Below are 18,942 nucleotides of genomic sequence, written 5' to 3' on the forward strand. Positions count from 1 at the left end.
TCCTATTCGTGCTTTTTCGCCTGTTTGGCAAGGGGGTGATGCGTCTGGACGAGCTGCTGCAGCCTCTCTTCGAGGACATGCGTGTAAATCTGTGTGGTCGAAATGTCCGAATGGCCGAGGAGTTCCTGCACGACGCGCAGGTCGGCGCCGTTGGCAAGCAGGTGGCTGGCAAAGGCGTGGCGCATCACATGCGGCGAGATCATCGACGGTGTCAGCCCGGCGCGGATCGCCAGGTTTTTCAGGTCGCGGGCGAAAACCTGGCGGGGCAGAAAACCCTCCTTCGAGGCGGCGGGAAACAGCCAGGGGCTTTCCTGCGGATCCTTGGCCGCGGCATTTTCCGCCGCCAGCAGGCGGCCGTAGGATTTCAGCGCCGATATCGCCGATTGCGACAGCGGCACCAGCCGTTCCTTGTTGCCCTTGCCGCGGATCATCAGGAAACGCCCTTCCTGATCGAGCACGCGGGCGGGAAGCGAAACCAGTTCGCTGACGCGCATGCCGGTGGCATAGAGCAGCTCCAGCAGCGCCAGCATGCGCAGCCGCTGCAACTGGCCAGGCGCTGCATCGCCTGCCTCGGCCTCGGCTTGGGAAAGCAGCTTGCCGACCTCCTCGACACCCATCGTCTTCGGCAGCGGACGGCCTTTCTTCGGCGCGTCGAGAATGCCGGTGGGGTCGTCGGTCCTCAGCCCCTCGGCATAAAGGAACTTGTAGAACTGCCGCATGGCGGCAAGCCGGCGCGCCTGGGAAGAGGCTTTGAAGCCCTTTCGGGCGAGCGAGGCGAGATAGGCGGCCAGATCGGCGGAAGCGGCTTCGGTCAGCCGCACGCTGCGGCCGTTCAAGAAGGCGTGGACGTCGTCGAGGTCGCGCTCATAGGATTGCAGCGTGTTGACGGCCGCACCGCGCTCGGCGCTCATCATCTCCAGGAAGGATTCCACATGGACGCGGCTCAGATCCACCATATGCCGGTCACTTCCTGGTCGTGTTGATCGTGCCCGTCGCTGGCGGATTGACCCGCTCGGACGGAATACGGATGGTCACGTCGCGCGGCTCGGGCTCGACAAAGGTCACAAGCGCCCACATCGCTCCGTAGACCGTCCCGGCGAGGATCGCGCAGACGAACAGAAAACGGAACAGGGTCGGCATCCGGCAACTCCTTCATGCTCTGCTTCTGTTATAAGAAGCGTATCTGCAAGTGCAAGAAGCGCTATTCAAGCCATGATTCCCTTGTCCGCGACTTGACGCTCCAGCTGCATTTGTCGATACGGTTTGCAAACAAAGTGTGAATGGACCGATGAGTGAACCACTGCTGACCGTTGCTGACAGCTTGAAAGGCAGAGCTCGCGCCGCGCTCGGTTCACGCAATCTGATCCTCGTCGGGCTGATGGGTGCGGGGAAATCCGCCGTCGGCCGCATCGTCGCCAGCCAGCTCGGCATTCCCTTCATCGACAGCGACCACGAAATAGAGCGCGTGTCGCGCATGACGATCCCCGAACTTTTCGCAGCCTATGGCGAGGATGAATTCCGGGCGCTGGAAACGCGGGTGATGAAGCGGCTGTTAAAGGGCGGGCCGCGGGTCGTCTCCACCGGCGGCGGCGCCTTCATCAACGAGCGGACGCGCAGGCATATCATGAAAGGTGGCGTCTCCGTCTGGCTGAAGGCCGATCTCGACGTGCTCTGGGAGCGGGTCAATAAACGCGACAACCGTCCCCTGCTCAAGACCGAAAACCCCAAGCAGACGCTCGAAGGCCTGATGAATGCGCGCTACCCGATCTATGCGCAGGCCGACCTCACCGTGCTCTCGCGCGACGTGCGCAAGGAAATCATGGCCGACGAGGTGCTGAAGGCGATGATCGAAGCTCAAAAGGAAAATGCAGCGTCATGAATGCGATACCCTCCGCCTCCGCCATCCAGACGGTGCACGTGCCGCTCGGCGAGCGCGCCTACGACATCCTGATCGGGCCGGGGCTGATCGCGCGGGCCGGCGCCGAGATCGCCTCTCGCCTCAAGGGCCGCAAGGCGGCTGTCGTCACCGACGAAAATGTCGCACCGCTCTATCTCAAGGCGCTCGTCGCCAGTCTCGATGAAGCGGGCATCGCCTCGGCTGCGGTCGTCCTGCCGGCCGGCGAGAAGACCAAAAGCTTCGAGCATTTGATGACCGCCTGCGACAAGGTGCTCGAAGCCCGCGTCGAGCGTAACGATTGCGTCATCGCGCTCGGTGGCGGCGTCATCGGCGATCTCTCGGGATTTGCGGCCGGCATCGTGCGGCGCGGCGTGCGCTTCGTGCAGCTGCCGACCTCGCTTCTGGCGCAGGTCGATTCCTCCGTCGGCGGCAAGACCGGCATCAATTCCCGCCACGGCAAGAACCTGATCGGCGTCTTCCATCAGCCGGATCTGGTTCTGGCCGATACCGATGTGCTGAATACGCTGAGCGAGCGCGAATTCCGCGCCGGTTACGCCGAGGTTGCCAAATACGGGCTGATCGACAAGCCGGATTTCTTCGCCTGGCTGGAAGCCAACTGGAAGGCGGTTTTTGCAGGCGGCTCCGCCCGCATCGAGGCGATTGCCGCCAGCTGCCAGGCGAAGGCCGATGTCGTCGTTGCCGACGAGCGCGAGAACGGCCAGCGGGCGCTGCTCAATCTCGGCCATACGTTCGGCCATGCGCTGGAGGCGGCGACCGCCTATGACAGCTCCCGTCTCGTGCATGGCGAGGGCGTCTCGATCGGCATGGTGCTGGCGCATGAATTCTCCGCGCGGATGAACCTTGCAAGCCCCGACGATGCGCGTCGCGTCGAGCGGCATCTGCAAGAGGTCGGCCTTCCGACCCGGATGTCCGACATTCCGGGCGCGCTGCCGCCGGCTGAAACGCTGATGGATGCAATCGCCCAGGACAAGAAGGTCAAGAGCGGCAGGCTCACCTTCATCCTGACGCGCGGCATCGGCCAATCCTTCGTTGCCGACGACGTTCCCGCCTCCGAGGTGATCAGCTTTCTCAGGGAAAAACACCCCTAATGACCGTCGAAGGCGCTCTGGCATTTCTTGCGACATATTGGCCGGAGATCCTTTCGATCACGGCGCTCGTGCTGATGTCCGCCTTCTTTTCCGGCTCGGAAACCGCGCTGACCGCGGTTTCGCGCAGCCGTATCCATACGCTTGAAGTCAACGGCGACGAACGCGCCGGCATCGTCCGGCAGCTGATCGAGCGGCGCGACCGGCTGATCGGCGCGCTGCTGATCGGCAACAATCTCGCCAATATCCTCTCCTCCTCGATTGCCACCAGCCTGTTCCTCGGGCTGTTCGGCAGTTCCGGCGTGGCGCTGGCGACGCTCGCCATGACCGTCATCCTGGTCATCTTCGCCGAAGTGCTGCCGAAGAGCTGGGCGATTTCGACACCCGACCGTTTCGCGCTTGCCATCGCCGTACCGGCCAGGCTCTTCGTTCTCGTCGTCGGTCCGATCTCTTCCTTCGTCAATGCGATCGTCCGGCGGATCCTGGCGCTGTTCGGCATCAACCTCTCGCGGGAGGTATCGATGCTGACGGCGCATGAGGAGCTGCGCGGTGCCGTCGACCTCCTGCACCGCGAGGGATCGGTGGTGAAGGCCGACCGCGACCGGCTGGGCGGCGTGCTCGATCTCGGCGAGCTCGAACTCTCCGACATCATGGTCCACCGCACGGCGATGCGGGCGATCAACGCCGACGATCCGCCTGAGGCGGTGGTGCGCGCCATTCTCGAAAGTCCCTATACGCGCATGCCTTTGTGGCGGGGCACGATCGACAACATCATCGGCGTCGTTCATGCCAAGGATCTGCTGCGGGCGCTGGCCGAACCGAACATGGAACCGCAGAACCTCGATATCGTGAAGATCGCGCAGAAGCCATGGTTCGTGCCCGACAGCACCAACCTCGAAGACCAGCTCAACGCTTTCCTGCGCCGCAAGCAGCATTTCGCCGTCGTCGTCGACGAATATGGCGAGGTGCAGGGCATCGTCACGCTCGAGGATATTCTCGAGGAAATCGTCGGTGACATTTCCGACGAGCACGATATCGAGATCCAGGGTGTGCGCCAGGAGGCCGACGGTTCGGTCGTCGTCGACGGCGGCGTGCCGATCCGCGACTTGAACCGCGCGCTCGACTGGAACCTGCCCGACGAGGAGGCGACGACGATTGCCGGCCTGGTCATCCATGAATCGATGACCATTCCGGAAGAGCGCCAGGCCTTCACCTTTTACGGCAAGCGTTTCATCGTCATGAAGCGTGAGAAGAACCGCATCACCAAGCTGCGCATCCGCCCCGCCGGGGAAGACGGCGCAAAACCGGTCTGACCCGGCTTGGACTATCGGCGATCAGTCTCCATATAGGCTTTGTTACCAGCGGGTCGGCTCATTCGGTGCTGCCGGTTCGACGGCCAGCGCATGCAGGCCGGCATCGAGTTCCGGTTTCAAGAGGTCGGTGATCGCCCGGTGACGCGCCAGTCGCGACATGCCGGCGAATTTGGCAGAGACGATCCTCACCCGCATATGGGTTTCGCCGGTGCCGGTGATGTCGGGCTGATGGCCGGCATGCAGATGGCTTTCGTCGACGACGCTCAGGCGCTCCGGCGCGAAGGCTTCGACTAGTTTTTCTTCGATGCGGGTTCGCAGGGTCATCGTCCGGTCTTGCTTCGCGAAAAAGGTTCCCACCAAGCCAGCAACAAACCCGTTTGTCAATTCTTGTTGTCGCCTCGCGACAGCCTCATAATTAGCACCACCATGAGACTTGATTCCAAATATTTCGATCGCATCCGGACACGCCGCAAACGCGAGCAGGAGACAGAGCAGGCGCCGCCTACCTGTCAATGGGATGGCTGCGACAAAAAAGGCTCGCATCGCGCTCCTGTCGGACGCAATGCGGAAGGCCAGTTCTTTTTGTTCTGCTTCGAGCACGTCAAGGACTACAACAAGGGCTACAATTATTTCTCCGGTCTGTCGGACGGCGAGATCGCCCGCTACCAGAAAGAAGCGATCACCGGCCACCGGCCGACCTGGACCGTCGGCGTCAACAAGTCGGCGAAGGACAGTCCGCTGCATTCGGAGGTCCGCTCCGGCGCCTATAGCCGCGTTCGCGATCCCTTCGGCTTCGTCAAGGAAGGCGGCAAGGGCAGCGGGCCGCGGTTTCCCCAGGCGCGCAAGCTGAAATCGCTGGAAACCAAGGCCTTCGATACGATGGGTCTCGATGGCAATGCGACCTCGGCGGAGATCAAGAGCCGCTACAAGGAGCTGGTCAAGAAGCACCATCCTGACGCCAATGGCGGCGACCGCGGCTCGGAGGAGCGTTTCCGCGCCGTCATCCAGGCCTATCAATTGTTGAAGCAGAACGGTTTTTGTTAGTTCCCGTCCTTGCTCTTGGGCTTCAATCGGGTATGGTCCAAATCGGCTGAGGCCGCAGGCAAACGCGGCTCATATTTGTGCGTTTTCCCGACATCGCCTCCGCCGACCTTCCGGACGCGGCGTTTCTTGTCCGGGACTCTTTCAAGAATGCTCGCACGCGGTCATTATCCCGCCGAGGTTTCGTTTCAGTCCCGGAGAAGCATCGCCGACGTTCCGACCTGGACGGGCGCGGAATAAAATCGCGGCGTCACGGTTGCGACATGGCCTGAGACAGTATGGCCGGGTGGCATCACCCGCCTTGGAGACATGATGAGCAAGATCGACCTCGATATATCTGAACTGCCCGATACCACCGTTTCGGTCCGCGAGGCCTTCGGCATCGATTCCGACATCCGCGTTCCCGCCTACAGCAAGGGCGACGCCTATGTGCCGGACCTCGACACCGATTACCTCTTCGACCGCGACACGACGCTCGCCATTCTTGCAGGCTTCGCCCATAACCGCCGCGTGATGATCTCCGGCTATCACGGCACCGGCAAGTCCTCGCATATCGAGCAGGTCGCGGCGCGGCTCAACTGGCCCTGCGTGCGCATCAACCTCGATAGCCATGTCAGCCGTATCGATCTCGTCGGCAAGGATGCCATCGTCGTCAAGGATGGGCTGCAGGTCACCGAATTCAAGGACGGCATCCTGCCTTGGGCCTATCAGCACAATGTGGCGCTGGTCTTCGACGAATATGATGCCGGCCGCCCCGATGTGATGTTCGTTATCCAGCGCGTGCTGGAATCCTCCGGCCGCCTGACATTGCTCGACCAGAGCCGCGTCATCCGGCCGCACCCGGCCTTCCGCCTGTTTGCGACCGCCAATACGATCGGTCTCGGCGACACCACGGGCCTCTATCACGGCACGCAGCAGATCAACCAGGCGCAGATGGACCGCTGGTCGATCGTGACGACGCTGAACTATCTGCCGCATGATCACGAAGTGAATATCGTCGCCGCCAAGGTGAAGAGCTTCGGCAAGGACAGGGAAGGCCGCGACACCGTTTCGAAGATGGTTCGTGTCGCCGATCTGACGCGCGCTGCCTTCATGAACGGTGATCTCTCCACCGTCATGAGCCCGCGTACCGTCATCACCTGGGCCGAGAATGCCGAGATCTTCGGCGATCTCGCCTTCGCCTTCCGCGTCACCTTCCTCAACAAGTGCGACGAATTGGAGCGCCCTCTGGTCGCCGAGCACTATCAGCGGGCCTTCGGCGTCGAGCTGAAGGAAAGTGCCGCCAATATCGTTCTCGGAGCCTGAGACCGACCGATCATGGCAGCTCGCGGTGACAATTCGAAAGCAAAGCCCGGCGCGCCCGTCGACGTCGAGCCATTGCGCCGGGCGATATCCGGCTGCGTGCGCTCGGTCGCCGGCGACGGCGATGTCGAGGTGACCTTCGCCAACGAACGGCCTGGAATGACCGGCGAGCGCATCCGGCTGCCGGAGCTTTCCAAGCGGCCGACGGCGCATGAGCTGGCGGTCACCCGCGGGCTCGGCGATTCCATGGCGCTCCGCCTTGCCTGCCATGACGAGAAGATGCATGCGACGATGGCGCCGCAGGGCTCGGATGCCCGGGCGATCTTCGATGTCGTCGAGCAGGCGCGCGTCGAATCGATCGGCGCGCTGCGCATGGAGGGCATGGCGACCAACCTGCGCTCCATGACCGAAGAGAAATATTCCAAGGCGAACTTCACCGGCATCGAGCGTCAGGAAGACGCACCGGTCGGCGAAGCTGTTGCGATGATGGTGCGCGAGAAGCTGACCGGCCAGCGTCCGCCGGCCTCCGCCGGCAAGGTGCTCGACCTCTGGCGCGGCTTCATCGAGGAAAAGGCGGGGGCCGAACTCGACAATCTGTCGGGCGCGATCAATGACCAGCAGGCCTTCGCCAAGGTCATCCGCAACATGCTGTCGGCCATGGAAATGGCCGAGGAATACGGCGACGATGACAAAGACGCCGACAATGACGACCAGTCGGATCAGGAAGACCAGCCGAGCGGCGACGAGCAGGATCAGGACGAGGTCGACGAGGATGCCGGCACCGATGCCGCCCCGGTCGAAGACAGCGAAGTCGCCGACGAGCAGATGGAAGACGGCGAGACCGAAGGCGCCGAAATCTCCGACGACGACATGATGGAAGAGGGCGAGGACGATTCGGAAACGCCGGGCGAGACCCGCCGTCCGAACACGCCCTTTGCCGATTTCAACGAGAAGGTCGATTATCACGTCTTTACCGAAGAGTTCGACGAGATCATCACCGCCGAGGAACTCTGCGACGCCGCCGAACTCGAGCGCCTGCGCGCCTTCCTCGACAAGCAACTGGCGCATCTGCAAGGCGCGGTCGGCCGTCTCGCCAACCGGCTGCAGCGCCGCCTGATGGCGCAGCAGAACCGCTCCTGGGATTTCGACCTGGAAGAGGGTTATCTCGATCCGGCCCGGCTGCAGCGCATCATCATCGATCCGATGCAGGCGCTGTCCTTCAAGATGGAGCGCGACACCCAGTTCCGTGACACGGTCGTCACCCTGCTGATCGACAATTCCGGCTCGATGCGCGGCCGGCCGATCACGGTTGCCGCCACCTGCGCCGACATTCTCGCCCGCACGCTGGAGCGCTGCGGCGTCAAGGTCGAGATCCTCGGCTTCACCACCAAGGCCTGGAAGGGCGGGCAGGCGCGGGAAAGCTGGCTTGCCGGCGGCAAACCCCAGACGCCAGGCCGTCTCAACGACCTGCGCCACATCATCTACAAATCGGCCGATGCGCCGTGGCGGCGGGCACGCGCCAATCTCGGGCTGATGATGCGCGAGGGGCTGCTCAAGGAAAATATCGACGGTGAAGCGTTGATCTGGGCGCATAACCGCCTGCTCGCACGCCGCGAACAGCGCCGCATCCTGATGATGATCTCGGACGGGGCGCCGGTCGACGATTCGACGCTGTCGGTCAATCCGGGCAATTATCTTGAGCGGCACCTGCGCGCCGTCATCGAACAGATCGAGACACGCTCGCCGGTAGAATTGCTGGCCATCGGCATCGGTCACGACGTGACGCGCTACTATCGCCGCGCCGTGACGATCGTCGATGCCGACGAACTTGCCGGCGCGATGACCGAACAGCTCGCCTCGCTGTTCGAAGATCAATCCACCCAGCCGCGTGGCGGCCGGCTCCGTCGTGCCGGCTGACGCCGCTGGAAGGAATCGCCCGGAATGACCGCCAGGCGCCTCGGCCGCCTGGCGGCGATCGTCCTCAGCATCGCCGCCGCAGGCGCTTACCCCGCATGGGCGGGTGACGTGCCGGTCATTAGCCGGCAAATCTCCGATTTCAGGATCGGCTCTTCGGAGACGCGCTTCGGTCCGCTGGAATTTCTCGGCGGGCTGGAGATGGTGTCCAGCAAAGCGCTGTTCGGCTCGCTCTCCTCCATCCGCTTCCGGCCGGACCAGAAACATTTCGTCGTGGTCCTCGATACCGGCCAATGGCTGACGGGCAGCATCGAGCGCGACATCAAGGGCAGGCTTTCCGGCCTTGCCGATGTCGAGATCACCGCGATGAAAAACAGCGCCGGGCGCAGCTTCGAGGGCAAGGGACATATGGATGCCGAGGGCCTGGCCTTTGATGGCGGCAGGGTCCTGGTCTCCTTCGAACAGGATCACCGCGTCGATGTCTATCCCGATCCGGGTTTTGCCCAATCCGGCGCAATCGCCACTTTGCCGATTCTCATTCCGCGCAAGATGCTGAGCGACAACCGCGGTATCGAGACCATCACGGTAGCGCCGGCATCGAGCCCGCTCAAGGGCGGCGTGGTCATCGTCTCCGAACGTGGTCTCGACAGCGACGGCAACCGGCTGGCGGCCATTCTGAGCGGGCCGCTGAAGGGGCGGTTTGCGGTCGCGCGCGACGGCAGCTTCGACGTCACCGATGGTGTCTTCCTGCCGAACGGCGACCTGTTGCTGCTGGAGCGCCGCTTCAACATGGCCGAAGGCATCGGCATGCGCCTTCGACGCGTCAAGGGCGCCGATATCAAGCCCGGGGCCGTCGTCGACGGCGAACTTTTGCTCGAAGGCAATTTCAACTCGCAGATCGACAATATGGAAGGGCTCGACGCCTTCCAGGCCGCCGACGGCACGACCCATATCATCCTGGTGTCGGACGACAATCATTCGATCCTGCAGCGCAATCTGATGCTGGAGTTCCGGCTTTCCGAACCGGCCGAACACAAAGCGTCAAACTGATGTCACAGGTCTCGGCTATTCCGCCCGCGGCATCGGAGCTGGCTTGCGGAGGAAATCATGGTGCATATTCACGTCATGGGCGCGTCCGGTTCCGGCACGACATCGCTCGGCCTTGTGCTCGCCGAGAGGCTCGATATCGCCCATCTCGACACCGACGATTTCTTCTGGCTGCCGACCGATCCGCCGTTCACGACGCCGAGGGATGCCGACCAGCGCATCCGGCTGCTGCTTGAGGAGACGGGCCGGCCGGGTGGCTGGGTGCTTTCCGGATCGGCGCTGAAATGGGGCGTGCCGCTCGAGCCGCTCTACGATCTGATCGTCTTCCTCAGGATCGCGCCGGAGCTTCGGATGGCGCGGATTCGCGCCCGGGAGGTCGCCCGGTACGGAGACAGAATCGGGCCGGGCGGCGACATGGAGGTAAAAAGCGGGCAATTCCTCGAATGGGCGGCAAGTTACGACACGGCCGGGCCCGAACGCCGCAGTCTTTGCGCGCATGAGCAATGGCTGGAAACGCAGACGGCGCCGGTGCTGCGGCTCGATTCATCGCATGAGGTCGACAACCTGGCTGCGCAGGTTCTTCTGCATCCGGCCATCGCCGCCGGAGCGGTCCGGCGGCGTTCGTGAGTTGAATCAGCTGGCGCGGGCAGCCTGCATCGGCCGCAGCACGTTCATCAGCGCGCCATAGGGCAGGAGCATGACGAGGCCGACGATCATCTTGACGGCGAAATCGCCGATCGCCCAGGAGATCCAGCGCGGCGCTTCGGTGGCGAAGACGCCGAGGACGGGAGCTGCCTCAAGCGCGAAGGGCTCGTTCGGGCCGAGGAAGACGAAAAACGCGGCGAAGGACAGCGAGAAGAACATCACCGTATCGAGCGCCGAACCGATCAGCGAGCCGACGAGCGGCGCGCGCCACCAGGCTTGGCGGCGGAGGCGGTTGAAGACGGCGATATCGAGTAGCTGGCCGGCGAGATAGGCCGAACCGGAGGCAATGGCGATACGCGGCGCCGAGGTGAAGAAGGACAGCGTCACGCCGACGACGAAGCCGGCAAAGACGACCTTGCGGGCTGCTTGCGGGCCGAACTGGCGGTTGGTCAGATCGGTGATCAGGAAGGCGACCGGATAGGAAAAGGCGCCCCAGGTCAGGATATCGGCAAGGTTGATGCCGGCGACTTCGGCGTTCAGCGGAAACTGGACGAGGAAGTTGGAGGCGACGACGACGAGCGTCATCAGCGCGACATAGGCGATGGTATAGCGGGTCTTCAGCATTTTTTTATCCTGGGTGATGCCACCAGTTGGAGAGATGGACCAGCAAAACAAAAGGCTTGAGCGGAGGTCATCCGTGCAAGCCTTTCGAAGCCGTATGAAAGAAGGCGGAAGCTTAGGCAGCAACAGCCGCTTCGGCGGTCTTCTTGACGATCTGGCGGCGCAGCAGGCGTGCGCGCATCGACAGCTCGGTTTCGCTGGCCTTCAGCAGGAAGGCATCGAGGCCGCCACGATGCTCGACCGAACGAAGGGCAGCAGCCGAAACGCGAAGACGGTAACGCTGGTTGAGAGCGTCGGAAATCAGCGTGACCTGGCACAGGTTCGGCAGGAACCGGCGCTTGGTCTTGTTGTTGGCATGGCTGACATTGTTACCAGTCAGGACGGCCTTGCCGGTCAATTCGCACACGCGGGACATGGAACACCTATTCTTGTTTTTCTCGGGCCATCGAATTGCCATTCCCGGCAAAACCAGGCGCGCAATCCAACGGGCATGATTGGAAAGTTGCGGTTCTATAGTCAGACAGGCTGGCCGCGTCAAGCCAAACCTTGGGCTTTCCCGCAATTCTGTCAAAAAGCTGCTGTTTTCTTCCCATCAAGGCAGGAGTATAGAGCGCTCTGGCAAAGGCTGCTGGCGCGCGGCAAGACAAGGCTTCACTCATGGCTCATTCGGGCAGACGGATTTTCATTTCGGCCATCGCAGCGCTGCTTGCCATACCGGCATCGGCGGCCGAAATCCAGCATCGGACGGAATACCGGGTGACGCTTGCCGGCCTGCCGATCGCGCGCGCCGCGTTTCTGACGAAGATCGAGGACGATCACAGCTATAACATCGCCGGCAGCATCAACTCGGCCGGTCTTGCCGATCTGGTAACGACGATTTCGGCCAAAACCAGCGTCACCGGCGTCGTGCGCAACGACAGGCTGCAGGCGCAAAATTATTCGCTCTACTACAAGAGCGGTAAAAAAGCCCGCGTCTACGAGGTCAGCTACCGCGACGGCAACATCGTCTCGGCGACGACGACACCGCCGCCGAAGCGTCCGAAGAACTGGATCGACGTGACGCCGCGCGATATGCGCTCGGTGCTCGATCCGATCTCCGGCCTGGTCTTCACCGGCGACACCAAGGTCTGCTCGCAGACGCTGCCGATCTTCGACGGCGAGACGCGCATGGATCTGGTGCTGTCGCCGAAGGGCGACGAGGACTTTTCGACCAACGGCTTCAAGGGCAAGGCGGTCGTCTGCGGCGTACGCTTCGTGCCGCGCTCGGGCTACAAGAAAGGCCGCAAGGACATCGTCTATCTCAGCAAGAGCGACCGGATGGAAATCTGGTTTGCCAAGTCGGACGCGGCAAATGTATACGCTCCCGTCTATGTGCGCATTCCCACCGAATATGGGATGGTGACGATCACGGCCGTCAAATACGGCAGCAGCTGACGGAGTTCATGCCTCCGTCAAAGGGGGACGGGTGAAACTTCGCGCGACATTGATCGGTTTTACCGCGATCCTGATGTGGTCGTTCCTGGCGCTGTTTACGGCCGCTTCCGGTAAGATGCCGCCGTTCCAGCTTTCGGCCGTCTGCTTTGCGATCGGCAGCCTTCCCGGCCTCGCCGTGCTTGTCGCCAACCCGGCGCGGCTGGCACTGCTGAAGCAGCCGGCCAAGGTCTGGATCGTCGGCATCTCAGGGTTGTTCGGCTATCATTTCCTCTATTTTACCGCGCTCAGGAACGCACCGGCGGTGGAGGCGGGGCTGATCGCCTATCTCTGGCCGCTGCTGATCGTCGTCGGCTCGGCGCTGCTGCCGGGCGAGCGGCTGCGCTGGTATCATGTAGCCGGCGCCCTTGCCGGACTTTGCGGCACCTTCCTGATCGTCGGCCGCAACGGCATCGATTTCAACGGCGCCTATTTCGTCGGTTACGCCGCCGCTTTCCTCTGCGCCTTCACCTGGTCCGGTTATTCGCTGCTGACCCGGCGCTTCGACGCCGTCTCCACCGATGTCGTCACCGGCTTCTGCCTGGCAACCTCGATCCTGTCGCTCATCTGCCATCTCGGCCTGGAGACGACCGTCTGGCCGGCCACGCCTTTTGAATGGCTCGCCGTCGCCGGGCTCGGGCTCCTACCGGTCGGTGCCGCCTTCTACGCCTGGGACCACGGCGTCAAGAACGGCGATATCCAGATCCTCGGCGCGGCCAGTTATGCCGCACCGCTTCTGTCGACGCTGGTCCTGACGCTGTTCGGCTTTGCCGAGCCGAGCTGGCGCATCGCGCTTGCCTGCCTGCTCGTCACCGGCGGCGCGGCGCTGGCTGCTCGCGACATGTTCCGCCGCAGGATCCAGCCGCCCGTTGCGGCGGAATGAGCTCAGCCGCCGGGCGTCCAGCCTGCTGGCGCCATCTCGAAGCTCGAAAATTCGAAGCCGGGTGAGACGGTGCATCCCACCAGGGTAAAATCGCCGAGGCTTTCGGCCGCTTGCCACCAATTAGCGGGAACGATCGCCTGCGGCCGTTCGCCGGCCGCCAGGTCGGTTCCGAGCGTCAGGGTCTCGCTTGTCGTTCCGTCTGCAGAGCGGTGCAGCGAGAGCGGCGCGCCGGCGTAATAATGCCAGACCTCCACCGCGTCGTGGACGCGATGCCAGTGCGAGCGCTGCCCTTCGGTCAGGAGGTAATAGATCGCCGTCGAATGGCCGCGTTCTCCGCCCGCCGTATCGCGGAAGGTCTCAGCGTACCAGCCGCCTTCCGGATGCGGCTGCATGCCGAGTTCGCGGATGATGTCGTCAGGCGACATCAGAAATTGTCCTTGCGCTTGCGAATTTCGGCAAAGACTTCCTCATTGGTCTTGCCTTCCATCAGCAGATTGCGGCGGATCGCCGGATCGGCGGCGCGCAGGAACGGGTTGGTTTCCTTTTCCAACCCCAGCGTCGTCGGAATGGTGAATTTGCCGTCGGCGCGCAAGGCCTCGATCTCGGCGGCACGGCCCTTCAGCCGTTCGTTGCCGGGATCGACCGTCAGTGCGAAACGGGCGTTGGAGAGCGTATATTCGTGACCGAAATAGATGGCGGTCTCATCGGGCAGCACGGCAAGCTTCTGCAGCGAGTGCCACATGTCGGCGGCCGGACGTTCGAACAGCCGGCCGCAGCCGAGGGCAAACAGCGTGTCGGCGGCAAAGAGCAGTTTGTCGTCGACGAAGTGATAGCAGATGTGGCCGGCGGTGTGGCCAGGTGTCTCGATGACGTTGATCGTGTGATCCCCGAAAAGGAAGCTGTCGCCATCGGCCATCGTCCGATCGAGGCCCGGAATGGCAACGGCCTCGTTGATCGGGCCAATGATCTCGCAGCCGAACTGCTCCTTCAGCGCCAGATTGGCGGCGACATGGTCGGTGTGGTGGTGGGTGGTGAAGATATGGGTAATCTTCCAGCCGCGGCGTGTCGCCGCTTCCAGGATCGGCGCCTCCTCCGGCGCGTCGATCGCTGCGGTAAATCCTGTTTCCGGGTCGTGGACGAGAACGCCGAAATTGTCGGTGCGGCAGAGAAAAACGTCCAATTCCAAAGGTTTCATCGTGCAATAGTCCCTTGTCATGCGAGTCTCGCGGAAATGTAGAGGGTCCGGCCTTGAAGTCCAACCGCCCGCTGATAACATTTGTCGCAATGCACGCCGATATCGTCGACCTACGCCAGTTCTACCACTCCGAGCTCGGGCGTCTTGCCGAGCAGTCGATCGCCATGGCGTTGTCGTCGCTCTGGGTGCGGCTGCCGCAGGAGCGGCTGGTCGGCCTCGGCTACGCCGTGCCCTTCCTCGACCGCTTCCAGGCCGACACCGAGCGGACCTTCGCCTTCATGCCGGCCGGGCAGGGCGCGGTAAACTGGCCGATGGGCTCGCTCTCGTCGACAACACTGGTCTTCGACGAGGAATTGCCGCTGCCGGATTCCTCGATCGACCGGGTGCTGATGGTGCATTCGCTGGAATTTGCCGAAAGCCCGCGCGAGACGCTGAAGGAACTCTGGCGGGTGCTGGCGCCAGGCGGACGGCTTGTCATCGTCGTGCCGAACCGGCGCGGCGTCTGGGCGCGGATGGAACATACGCCGTTCGGCTCGGGCCGGCCCTATTCCCGCGGGCAGCTGACGGCTCTGCTGCGCGAGACGAATTTCACCCCCGGCGCGACGGCCGAAGCGCTGTTCTTCCCGCCCTCGAAGCTCAGGACCATCCTGCGGCTTCGCCGCGCCTTCGAGCGCATCGGCCGAACGCTCTGGCCAGCTTTTTCAGGCGTCATCATCGTCGAGGCGCAGAAGCGGCTCTATCAGGGGCTGCCGGTCGCCGCACGCGCCTCCCGCCGCGTCTTCGTGCCGGTTTTGGCGCCCCATGGCGTGCCGACCACGCGCAACCGCTGACGCCCTCCCGGCTCTCGACAAGAACGGCATTCCGCTTTAATGCCACGTGGTCATTTCCGGCAATTCCAAGGTCGACCCATGAGCGTTGAGATGAACAAGCCCGTTCCGCGTCCCGGTATTCTCGATATCGCATCCTATGTGCCGGGCAAGGAACATGCGCCGGGAGTTGCCCGGGTCTACAAGCTTTCGTCCAACGAAACGCCGCTCGGCGCCAGCCCGAAGGCGATCGAAGCCTGCAAGGCGGCTGCCAACCATCTGGGGCGTTATCCCGACGGGCAGGCGGTGGAATTGCGCGAGGCGATCGCCGCTGTGCACGGTCTCAACCCGGCAAACATCCTCTGCGGCAACGGTTCCGACGAGCTGCTCGGCCTGCTCTGCCATGTCTATCTCGGCGCTGGCGACGAGGGCATCATTACCGAGCACGGTTTCCTCGTCTACAAGATCCAGATCCAGGGCGCCGGGGCCACGCCTGTCGTCGTCAGGGAAAAGGATCACACCGTCGATGTCGATGCGATCCTTGCCGCGGTGACGGGGAAGACGAAGATCGTCTTCATCGCCAATCCCGGCAATCCGACAGGCACCTATGTTCCGGTCAGCGAGATCCGCCGCCTGCAGGCCGGGCTGCCGAAACATGTCGTCCTGGTGCTCGATGCGGCTTACGCCGAATATGTGCGCCGCAACGATTATGAAGCCGGCATCGAGGTCGTGTCTTCCAATGCCAACGTGGTGATGACCCGCACCTTCTCGAAGGTCTACGGACTGGCGGCGTTGCGCGTCGGCTGGATGTATGCGCCGGCCGAGATCGTCGACGCGGTGAACCGCGTGCGCGGGCCCTTCAATCTGAACGCGCCGGCAATCGCCGCCGGGGCCGCGGCCATCCGCGACCAGGCCTTCGTCCAGCAGGCCATCTCTTTCAACCAGATGTGGGTGGAAACGCTTACCCAGGCACTCGAAAAGATGGGTCTGAAGGTGACGCCGTCGGTCGCCAATTTCGTCCTCATTCATTTCCCCGAGATCGAAGGCAAGCGCGCCGCCGATGCCGACGATCTGCTGACTAGCCGCGGTTACATTCTGCGCGCCGTGCGCAGCTACGGCTTTTCCAATGCGCTGCGCATGAGCATCGGCCCCGAAGAGGCCAACCGCGGCGTCATCGCCGCACTCACCGAATTCATGGGACACAAGGCATGAACGTGCAGTTCGATCGTATCGCGCTGATCGGCATCGGCCTGATCGGCTCTTCGCTCGCCCACGATATCCGGCGGCTCGGCCTCGCCAGAGAGATCGTCGTCGCCACTCGCAGCCCCGAAACGCTGAAGCGTGCCGAAGAGCTTGGCCTCGGTGACCGCTACACGACCTCTTCGGCGGATGCGGTCGAGGGTGCCGATCTGGTGATTGTCTCGGTGCCGGTCGGCGCTTCGGAAAGTGTGGCGAAAGAGATCGCGGCAAGCTTGAAGCCCGGAGCGATCGTCACCGATGTCGGCTCCACCAAGGCCTCGGTCATCGCGCAGATGCAGCCGCATATTCCGGCCGGTGTGCATTTCATTCCCGGCCATCCACTGGCCGGCACCGAAAAATCCGGCCCGGATGCCGGCTTTCCCGGTCTTTTCGAAAGCCGCTGGTGCATCTTCACGCCGGTCGCAGGCACCGATGAAACAGCACTGAAACGGCTGCGTGGCTTCTGGGAGACGCTCGGCTCCAAAGTCGATGAAATGGATGCGCAGCATCACGACAAGGTGCTGGCGATCGTCTCTCATCTGCCGCATCTGATAGCCTACAATATCGTCGGCACGGCCGACGATCTGGAGACCGTGACGGAATCGGAAGTCATCAAGTATTCTGCGTCCGGATTTCGCGATTTCACCCGCCTTGCGGCCTCCGACCCGACCATGTGGCGCGATGTCTGCCTGCACAATCGCGATGCGATCCTGGAAATGCTGGCGCGTTTCTCGGAAGATCTCGCCTATTTGCAGCGCGCGATCCGCTGGGGCGAAGGCGACAAGATTTTCGAACTCTTCACCCGTACCCGCGCCATCCGTCGCTCGATCGTTCAGGCAGGCCAGGATGTGGATGCACCCGATTTCGGCCGGCCGCATCCACTGGAAAAGAAATAGCGATGGTGGAAATCGCGAAGCCCGGCCTGACCGACAAGGACTGGCTGTTTCGCGAGGACAATCATGTGGGCAAACAGTGGGTCTTGCGCTGTATCGATCTCGGCGAATACTTCGTCGCCCGCGAACAAGGTGAGATTGTCGGCTTCCTGCGGTTTTCCCGCTTCTGGGGCAGGATTCCCTATCTGGAAATGATCCGTGTGCAGGAAGGCCATCGCCGGTCCGGTGTCGGTACGGCGCTTTATCGCGCCTGGGAAGGTGAGATGCGTGAGAGCGGCGCGCGTCTGCTGATGACATCGAGTGAATGCGACGAAAGCCGTCCACAGGACTGGCATCGCCGCAACGGTTTTTCGAAACCGGATCGATCGAGCTGCCCGGCATCCAGACGGTGCCGGAAATCTTCTTCCTCAAGAAACTTGACTAAAGCGCGTCGCATCAAATTTGATTCATGCGATGCGCTTTAGCCCTTTGTATTGCATGTCGTTGTCCCGGAACCGCTGCACGCTTCCGGGCGACATGCATTAGATCGGCGGAATCCGGCCGAGCGGGATGAAGCCGCTGACGGTGGCGTTGCCGCGATCGACAACGAGATCGACGGAGACCTTGTCCTTGCCGCCGGCCAGCGACTGCAGTAGCTTCGTCGCCGTCTTGACGGTCGGGGCGATATCCGGGAAGGCCTGTTTCAGGCTGTCGCCCCAGGGGCCGAGCTGTTCGATCTCCAGCTTGAATTTTCCCGAGAGGAGACCGTGCTCGTCGACGGAGAAGGGACCGGTAAGCGTCATCACCTTGCCGTCGCCGATGTCGGCGACGATGCGGCGCAGTTCGCCGGCGGCACCATTGAGGCCGCTCGGGTCGCTGCCGTCGATCAGGCCGGCCTTGCCGGCGATGGTCAGATCGACGCTGGCAGAGAATTTCGGAAAGATCTGCGGCCAGTCCTTCATCGCCGTATTCGCATCCTGCACGGAGATTGCGCCGTCCAGATCGGCCCCGTTCTGGCGCAGATGGATCTCGGTGCGAGCCGCATCGAAGCTGATGGTCTGGCCGGTATAGGAGGAAACCGCGGTCGCCTTCAGGCCCTCGATCACGGTCGAGCTGCGATTGATGCCCTGCAGTTTGGTCGCCAGACTCGCCTGCAGATTTGCCCATTGGGCCGAGATCGAAAGGCCGTTGCTGGTGCGGATTTCAGCCGGCGAATCGAGCTCCCAGACGATATTGCCGGGCGCATAGACCTGGGCTGCCGAACGCAACGCGCCAAAGGTGGCGGAGACGCCGTTGGCAGTGTCGTCGACATCGATCTTCGAGCAGAACAGCCCGATACGGAAAGGATAGCCGCGGAATTCGATATCGGAGCATTCGCCGCTGACGCCTGCCTGATCGCGCGGCGCGATCGCCTTCAGCACAGTGGTCTTCAACGCCGAGGCCGCATAGAACCAGCCGCCGGTATAAAGCGCGATCACCAGGAGGATGCCGCCGCCCAGCAGCCAGAATTTCTTACCGATGCCGGATTGGCTGCTACCGGATTGGCTTGACGCTGCCATGATGTTCTCCAATGGTGAATCGCAAATGTGAT

The 18,942-nt window shown here is 62.7% G+C and carries 22 protein-coding genes and 1 pseudogene; 14 read left to right on the forward strand and 9 right to left on the reverse strand.

Going from position 1 to position 18,942, the window contains the following annotated elements; genetic code table 11:
* Positions 1-2 precede the first annotated feature (2 nt).
* Together xerD and FHX03_RS23265 are read right to left on the reverse strand one after the other, a co-directional pair.
* The gene (gene xerD, locus FHX03_RS23260) at positions 3-956 is read right to left on the reverse strand and encodes a site-specific tyrosine recombinase XerD (protein WP_183855640.1); all 954 of its coding nucleotides are present in this window, start codon (positions 954-956) and stop codon (positions 3-5) included.
* Positions 957-963: 7 nt separating this feature from the next.
* Positions 964-1,140, reverse strand: coding sequence for a hypothetical protein (locus FHX03_RS23265; RefSeq protein ID WP_003589926.1), 177 nt, complete (start codon positions 1,138-1,140; stop codon positions 964-966).
* Between the two features lie 148 nt (positions 1,141-1,288).
* Here FHX03_RS23265 and FHX03_RS23270 point away from each other — a divergent pair, with 148 nt between their 5' ends.
* Genes FHX03_RS23270 through FHX03_RS23280 form a run of 3 tightly spaced genes read left to right on the forward strand, consistent with a single transcriptional unit; the run spans position 1,289 to position 4,316 of the window.
* Positions 1,289-1,879: a shikimate kinase gene (locus tag FHX03_RS23270; RefSeq protein WP_097629630.1), complete on the forward strand. Its 591-nt coding sequence runs from the start codon at positions 1,289-1,291 to the stop codon at positions 1,877-1,879.
* Positions 1,876-3,006, forward strand: a complete 1,131-nt coding sequence (gene aroB, locus FHX03_RS23275; protein WP_183778339.1) for a 3-dehydroquinate synthase — start codon at positions 1,876-1,878, stop codon at positions 3,004-3,006. Before FHX03_RS23270 ends, aroB begins: the two co-directional genes overlap by 4 nt.
* The gene (locus FHX03_RS23280; RefSeq protein WP_097629632.1) at positions 3,006-4,316 is read left to right on the forward strand and encodes an HlyC/CorC family transporter; all 1,311 of its coding nucleotides are present in this window, start codon (positions 3,006-3,008) and stop codon (positions 4,314-4,316) included. Before aroB ends, FHX03_RS23280 begins: the two co-directional genes overlap by 1 nt.
* Positions 4,317-4,358: 42 nt before the next feature.
* On the opposite strand, the gene FHX03_RS23285 is transcribed toward FHX03_RS23280, so the two are convergent.
* Positions 4,359-4,640 carry a BolA family protein gene (locus FHX03_RS23285; RefSeq protein ID WP_097629633.1) on the reverse strand — a complete coding sequence of 94 codons (282 nt, stop codon included), beginning with the start codon at positions 4,638-4,640 and terminating at the stop codon, positions 4,359-4,361.
* Between the two features lie 102 nt (positions 4,641-4,742).
* On the opposite strand from FHX03_RS23285, the gene FHX03_RS23290 reads away from it, so the two are divergent.
* From FHX03_RS23290 to FHX03_RS23310, 5 genes are all read left to right on the forward strand, one after another.
* Positions 4,743-5,360 (forward strand): J domain-containing protein, encoded by a 618-nt coding sequence (locus tag FHX03_RS23290; RefSeq protein ID WP_097629634.1) that lies wholly within the window; start codon positions 4,743-4,745, stop codon positions 5,358-5,360.
* Positions 5,361-5,669: 309 nt separating this feature from the next.
* Complete coding sequence (gene cobS, locus FHX03_RS23295; RefSeq protein ID WP_003589933.1) at positions 5,670-6,662, forward strand: cobaltochelatase subunit CobS; 993 nt, start codon at positions 5,670-5,672, stop codon at positions 6,660-6,662.
* 12 nt (positions 6,663-6,674) lie between these two features.
* The gene (gene cobT, locus FHX03_RS23300) at positions 6,675-8,576 is read left to right on the forward strand and encodes a cobaltochelatase subunit CobT (protein WP_183778337.1); all 1,902 of its coding nucleotides are present in this window, start codon (positions 6,675-6,677) and stop codon (positions 8,574-8,576) included.
* A 24-nt stretch (positions 8,577-8,600) separates the two neighbouring features.
* Positions 8,601-9,623, forward strand: coding sequence for an esterase-like activity of phytase family protein (locus tag FHX03_RS23305; RefSeq protein ID WP_183778330.1), 1,023 nt, complete (start codon positions 8,601-8,603; stop codon positions 9,621-9,623).
* Positions 9,624-9,680: 57 nt separating this feature from the next.
* The gene (locus FHX03_RS23310) at positions 9,681-10,247 is read left to right on the forward strand and encodes an AAA family ATPase (protein WP_097629637.1); all 567 of its coding nucleotides are present in this window, start codon (positions 9,681-9,683) and stop codon (positions 10,245-10,247) included.
* 6 nt (positions 10,248-10,253) lie between these two features.
* Here the strand turns inward: FHX03_RS23310 and FHX03_RS23315 are convergent, their stop codons facing one another.
* The 3 genes from FHX03_RS23315 to FHX03_RS23325 form a co-directional block, all read right to left on the reverse strand.
* Entirely contained in the window at positions 10,254-10,889 is a 636-nt protein-coding gene (locus FHX03_RS23315; RefSeq protein ID WP_012559138.1) for a VUT family protein, read from the reverse strand.
* 112 nt (positions 10,890-11,001) lie between these two features.
* Complete coding sequence (gene rpmB / locus FHX03_RS23320; protein ID WP_003589938.1) at positions 11,002-11,301, reverse strand: 50S ribosomal protein L28; 300 nt, start codon at positions 11,299-11,301, stop codon at positions 11,002-11,004.
* A gap of 7 nt (positions 11,302-11,308) precedes the next feature.
* Positions 11,309-11,545 (reverse strand): hypothetical protein, encoded by a 237-nt coding sequence (locus tag FHX03_RS23325; RefSeq protein WP_131711804.1) that lies wholly within the window; start codon positions 11,543-11,545, stop codon positions 11,309-11,311.
* Between FHX03_RS23325 and FHX03_RS23330 the strand changes: the two genes are divergently transcribed.
* Both FHX03_RS23330 and FHX03_RS23335 read left to right on the forward strand, forming a co-directional pair.
* Entirely contained in the window at positions 11,544-12,320 is a 777-nt protein-coding gene (locus tag FHX03_RS23330; protein WP_097629638.1) for a DUF3108 domain-containing protein, read from the forward strand. The two genes, FHX03_RS23325 and FHX03_RS23330, sit on opposite strands and share 2 nt — an antisense overlap.
* Before the next feature lie 31 nt (positions 12,321-12,351).
* The gene (locus tag FHX03_RS23335; protein WP_183855642.1) at positions 12,352-13,239 is read left to right on the forward strand and encodes a DMT family transporter; all 888 of its coding nucleotides are present in this window, start codon (positions 12,352-12,354) and stop codon (positions 13,237-13,239) included.
* Between the two features lie 2 nt (positions 13,240-13,241).
* Here the strand turns inward: FHX03_RS23335 and FHX03_RS23340 are convergent, their stop codons facing one another.
* Positions 13,242-13,664, reverse strand: coding sequence for a cupin domain-containing protein (locus FHX03_RS23340; protein WP_183855643.1), 423 nt, complete (start codon positions 13,662-13,664; stop codon positions 13,242-13,244).
* Positions 13,664-14,434: a hydroxyacylglutathione hydrolase gene (gene gloB, locus FHX03_RS23345; RefSeq protein WP_183855667.1), complete on the reverse strand. Its 771-nt coding sequence runs from the start codon at positions 14,432-14,434 to the stop codon at positions 13,664-13,666. The genes FHX03_RS23340 and gloB overlap by 1 nt, the downstream gene beginning before the upstream one ends.
* Positions 14,435-14,487: 53 nt before the next feature.
* Here gloB and FHX03_RS23350 point away from each other — a divergent pair, with 53 nt between their 5' ends.
* The 4 genes and pseudogenes from FHX03_RS23350 to FHX03_RS23365 all read left to right on the forward strand — a co-directional run bounded on the left by FHX03_RS23350 (position 14,488) and on the right by FHX03_RS23365 (position 17,796).
* On the forward strand, positions 14,488-15,264 hold the full coding sequence (locus tag FHX03_RS23350; protein WP_003589943.1) for a class I SAM-dependent methyltransferase: 777 nt from the start codon (positions 14,488-14,490) through the stop codon (positions 15,262-15,264).
* A 90-nt stretch (positions 15,265-15,354) separates the two neighbouring features.
* On the forward strand, positions 15,355-16,452 hold the full coding sequence (gene hisC, locus FHX03_RS23355) for a histidinol-phosphate transaminase (RefSeq protein ID WP_183855645.1): 1,098 nt from the start codon (positions 15,355-15,357) through the stop codon (positions 16,450-16,452).
* Positions 16,449-17,375, forward strand: a complete 927-nt coding sequence (locus FHX03_RS23360; RefSeq protein ID WP_097629642.1) for a prephenate/arogenate dehydrogenase family protein — start codon at positions 16,449-16,451, stop codon at positions 17,373-17,375. Before hisC ends, FHX03_RS23360 begins: the two co-directional genes overlap by 4 nt.
* 2 nt (positions 17,376-17,377) lie before the next feature.
* Positions 17,378-17,796: pseudogene (locus FHX03_RS23365) on the forward strand (GNAT family N-acetyltransferase).
* 97 nt (positions 17,797-17,893) lie between these two features.
* Here the strand turns inward: FHX03_RS23365 and FHX03_RS23370 are convergent.
* Positions 17,894-18,910: a DUF2125 domain-containing protein gene (locus FHX03_RS23370; RefSeq protein WP_183855648.1), complete on the reverse strand. Its 1,017-nt coding sequence runs from the start codon at positions 18,908-18,910 to the stop codon at positions 17,894-17,896.
* Between the last annotated feature and the right edge of the window lie 32 nt (positions 18,911-18,942).

Origin of the sequence: Rhizobium sp. BK456 (assembly GCF_014194045.1) — a bacterium.
GTDB classification, from domain to species: Bacteria; Pseudomonadota; Alphaproteobacteria; order Rhizobiales; family Rhizobiaceae; genus Rhizobium; species Rhizobium redzepovicii.

Excerpts from the sequence above, each read along its gene's own strand:
- xerD (WP_183855640.1), bottom strand. The coding sequence starts at position 956 with ATGGTGGATCTGAGCCGCGTCCATGTGGAATCCTTCCTGGAGATGATG.
- FHX03_RS23265 (WP_003589926.1), bottom strand. The coding sequence starts at position 1,140 with ATGCCGACCCTGTTCCGTTTTCTGTTCGTCTGCGCGATCCTCGCCGGG.
- FHX03_RS23270 (WP_097629630.1), top strand. The coding sequence starts at position 1,289 with ATGAGTGAACCACTGCTGACCGTTGCTGACAGCTTGAAAGGCAGAGCT.
- aroB (WP_183778339.1), top strand. The coding sequence starts at position 1,876 with ATGAATGCGATACCCTCCGCCTCCGCCATCCAGACGGTGCACGTGCCG.
- FHX03_RS23280 (WP_097629632.1), top strand. The coding sequence starts at position 3,006 with ATGACCGTCGAAGGCGCTCTGGCATTTCTTGCGACATATTGGCCGGAG.
- FHX03_RS23285 (WP_097629633.1), bottom strand. The coding sequence starts at position 4,640 with ATGACCCTGCGAACCCGCATCGAAGAAAAACTAGTCGAAGCCTTCGCG.
- FHX03_RS23290 (WP_097629634.1), top strand. The coding sequence starts at position 4,743 with ATGAGACTTGATTCCAAATATTTCGATCGCATCCGGACACGCCGCAAA.
- cobS (WP_003589933.1), top strand. The coding sequence starts at position 5,670 with ATGAGCAAGATCGACCTCGATATATCTGAACTGCCCGATACCACCGTT.
- cobT (WP_183778337.1), top strand. The coding sequence starts at position 6,675 with ATGGCAGCTCGCGGTGACAATTCGAAAGCAAAGCCCGGCGCGCCCGTC.
- FHX03_RS23305 (WP_183778330.1), top strand. The coding sequence starts at position 8,601 with ATGACCGCCAGGCGCCTCGGCCGCCTGGCGGCGATCGTCCTCAGCATC.
- FHX03_RS23310 (WP_097629637.1), top strand. The coding sequence starts at position 9,681 with ATGGTGCATATTCACGTCATGGGCGCGTCCGGTTCCGGCACGACATCG.
- FHX03_RS23315 (WP_012559138.1), bottom strand. The coding sequence starts at position 10,889 with ATGCTGAAGACCCGCTATACCATCGCCTATGTCGCGCTGATGACGCTC.
- rpmB (WP_003589938.1), bottom strand. The coding sequence starts at position 11,301 with ATGTCCCGCGTGTGCGAATTGACCGGCAAGGCCGTCCTGACTGGTAAC.
- FHX03_RS23330 (WP_097629638.1), top strand. The coding sequence starts at position 11,544 with ATGGCTCATTCGGGCAGACGGATTTTCATTTCGGCCATCGCAGCGCTG.
- FHX03_RS23325 (WP_131711804.1), bottom strand. The coding sequence starts at position 11,545 with ATGAGTGAAGCCTTGTCTTGCCGCGCGCCAGCAGCCTTTGCCAGAGCG.
- FHX03_RS23340 (WP_183855643.1), bottom strand. The coding sequence starts at position 13,664 with ATGTCGCCTGACGACATCATCCGCGAACTCGGCATGCAGCCGCATCCG.
- gloB (WP_183855667.1), bottom strand. The coding sequence starts at position 14,434 with ATGAAACCTTTGGAATTGGACGTTTTTCTCTGCCGCACCGACAATTTC.
- hisC (WP_183855645.1), top strand. The coding sequence starts at position 15,355 with ATGAACAAGCCCGTTCCGCGTCCCGGTATTCTCGATATCGCATCCTAT.
- FHX03_RS23360 (WP_097629642.1), top strand. The coding sequence starts at position 16,449 with ATGAACGTGCAGTTCGATCGTATCGCGCTGATCGGCATCGGCCTGATC.
- FHX03_RS23370 (WP_183855648.1), bottom strand. The coding sequence starts at position 18,910 with ATGGCAGCGTCAAGCCAATCCGGTAGCAGCCAATCCGGCATCGGTAAG.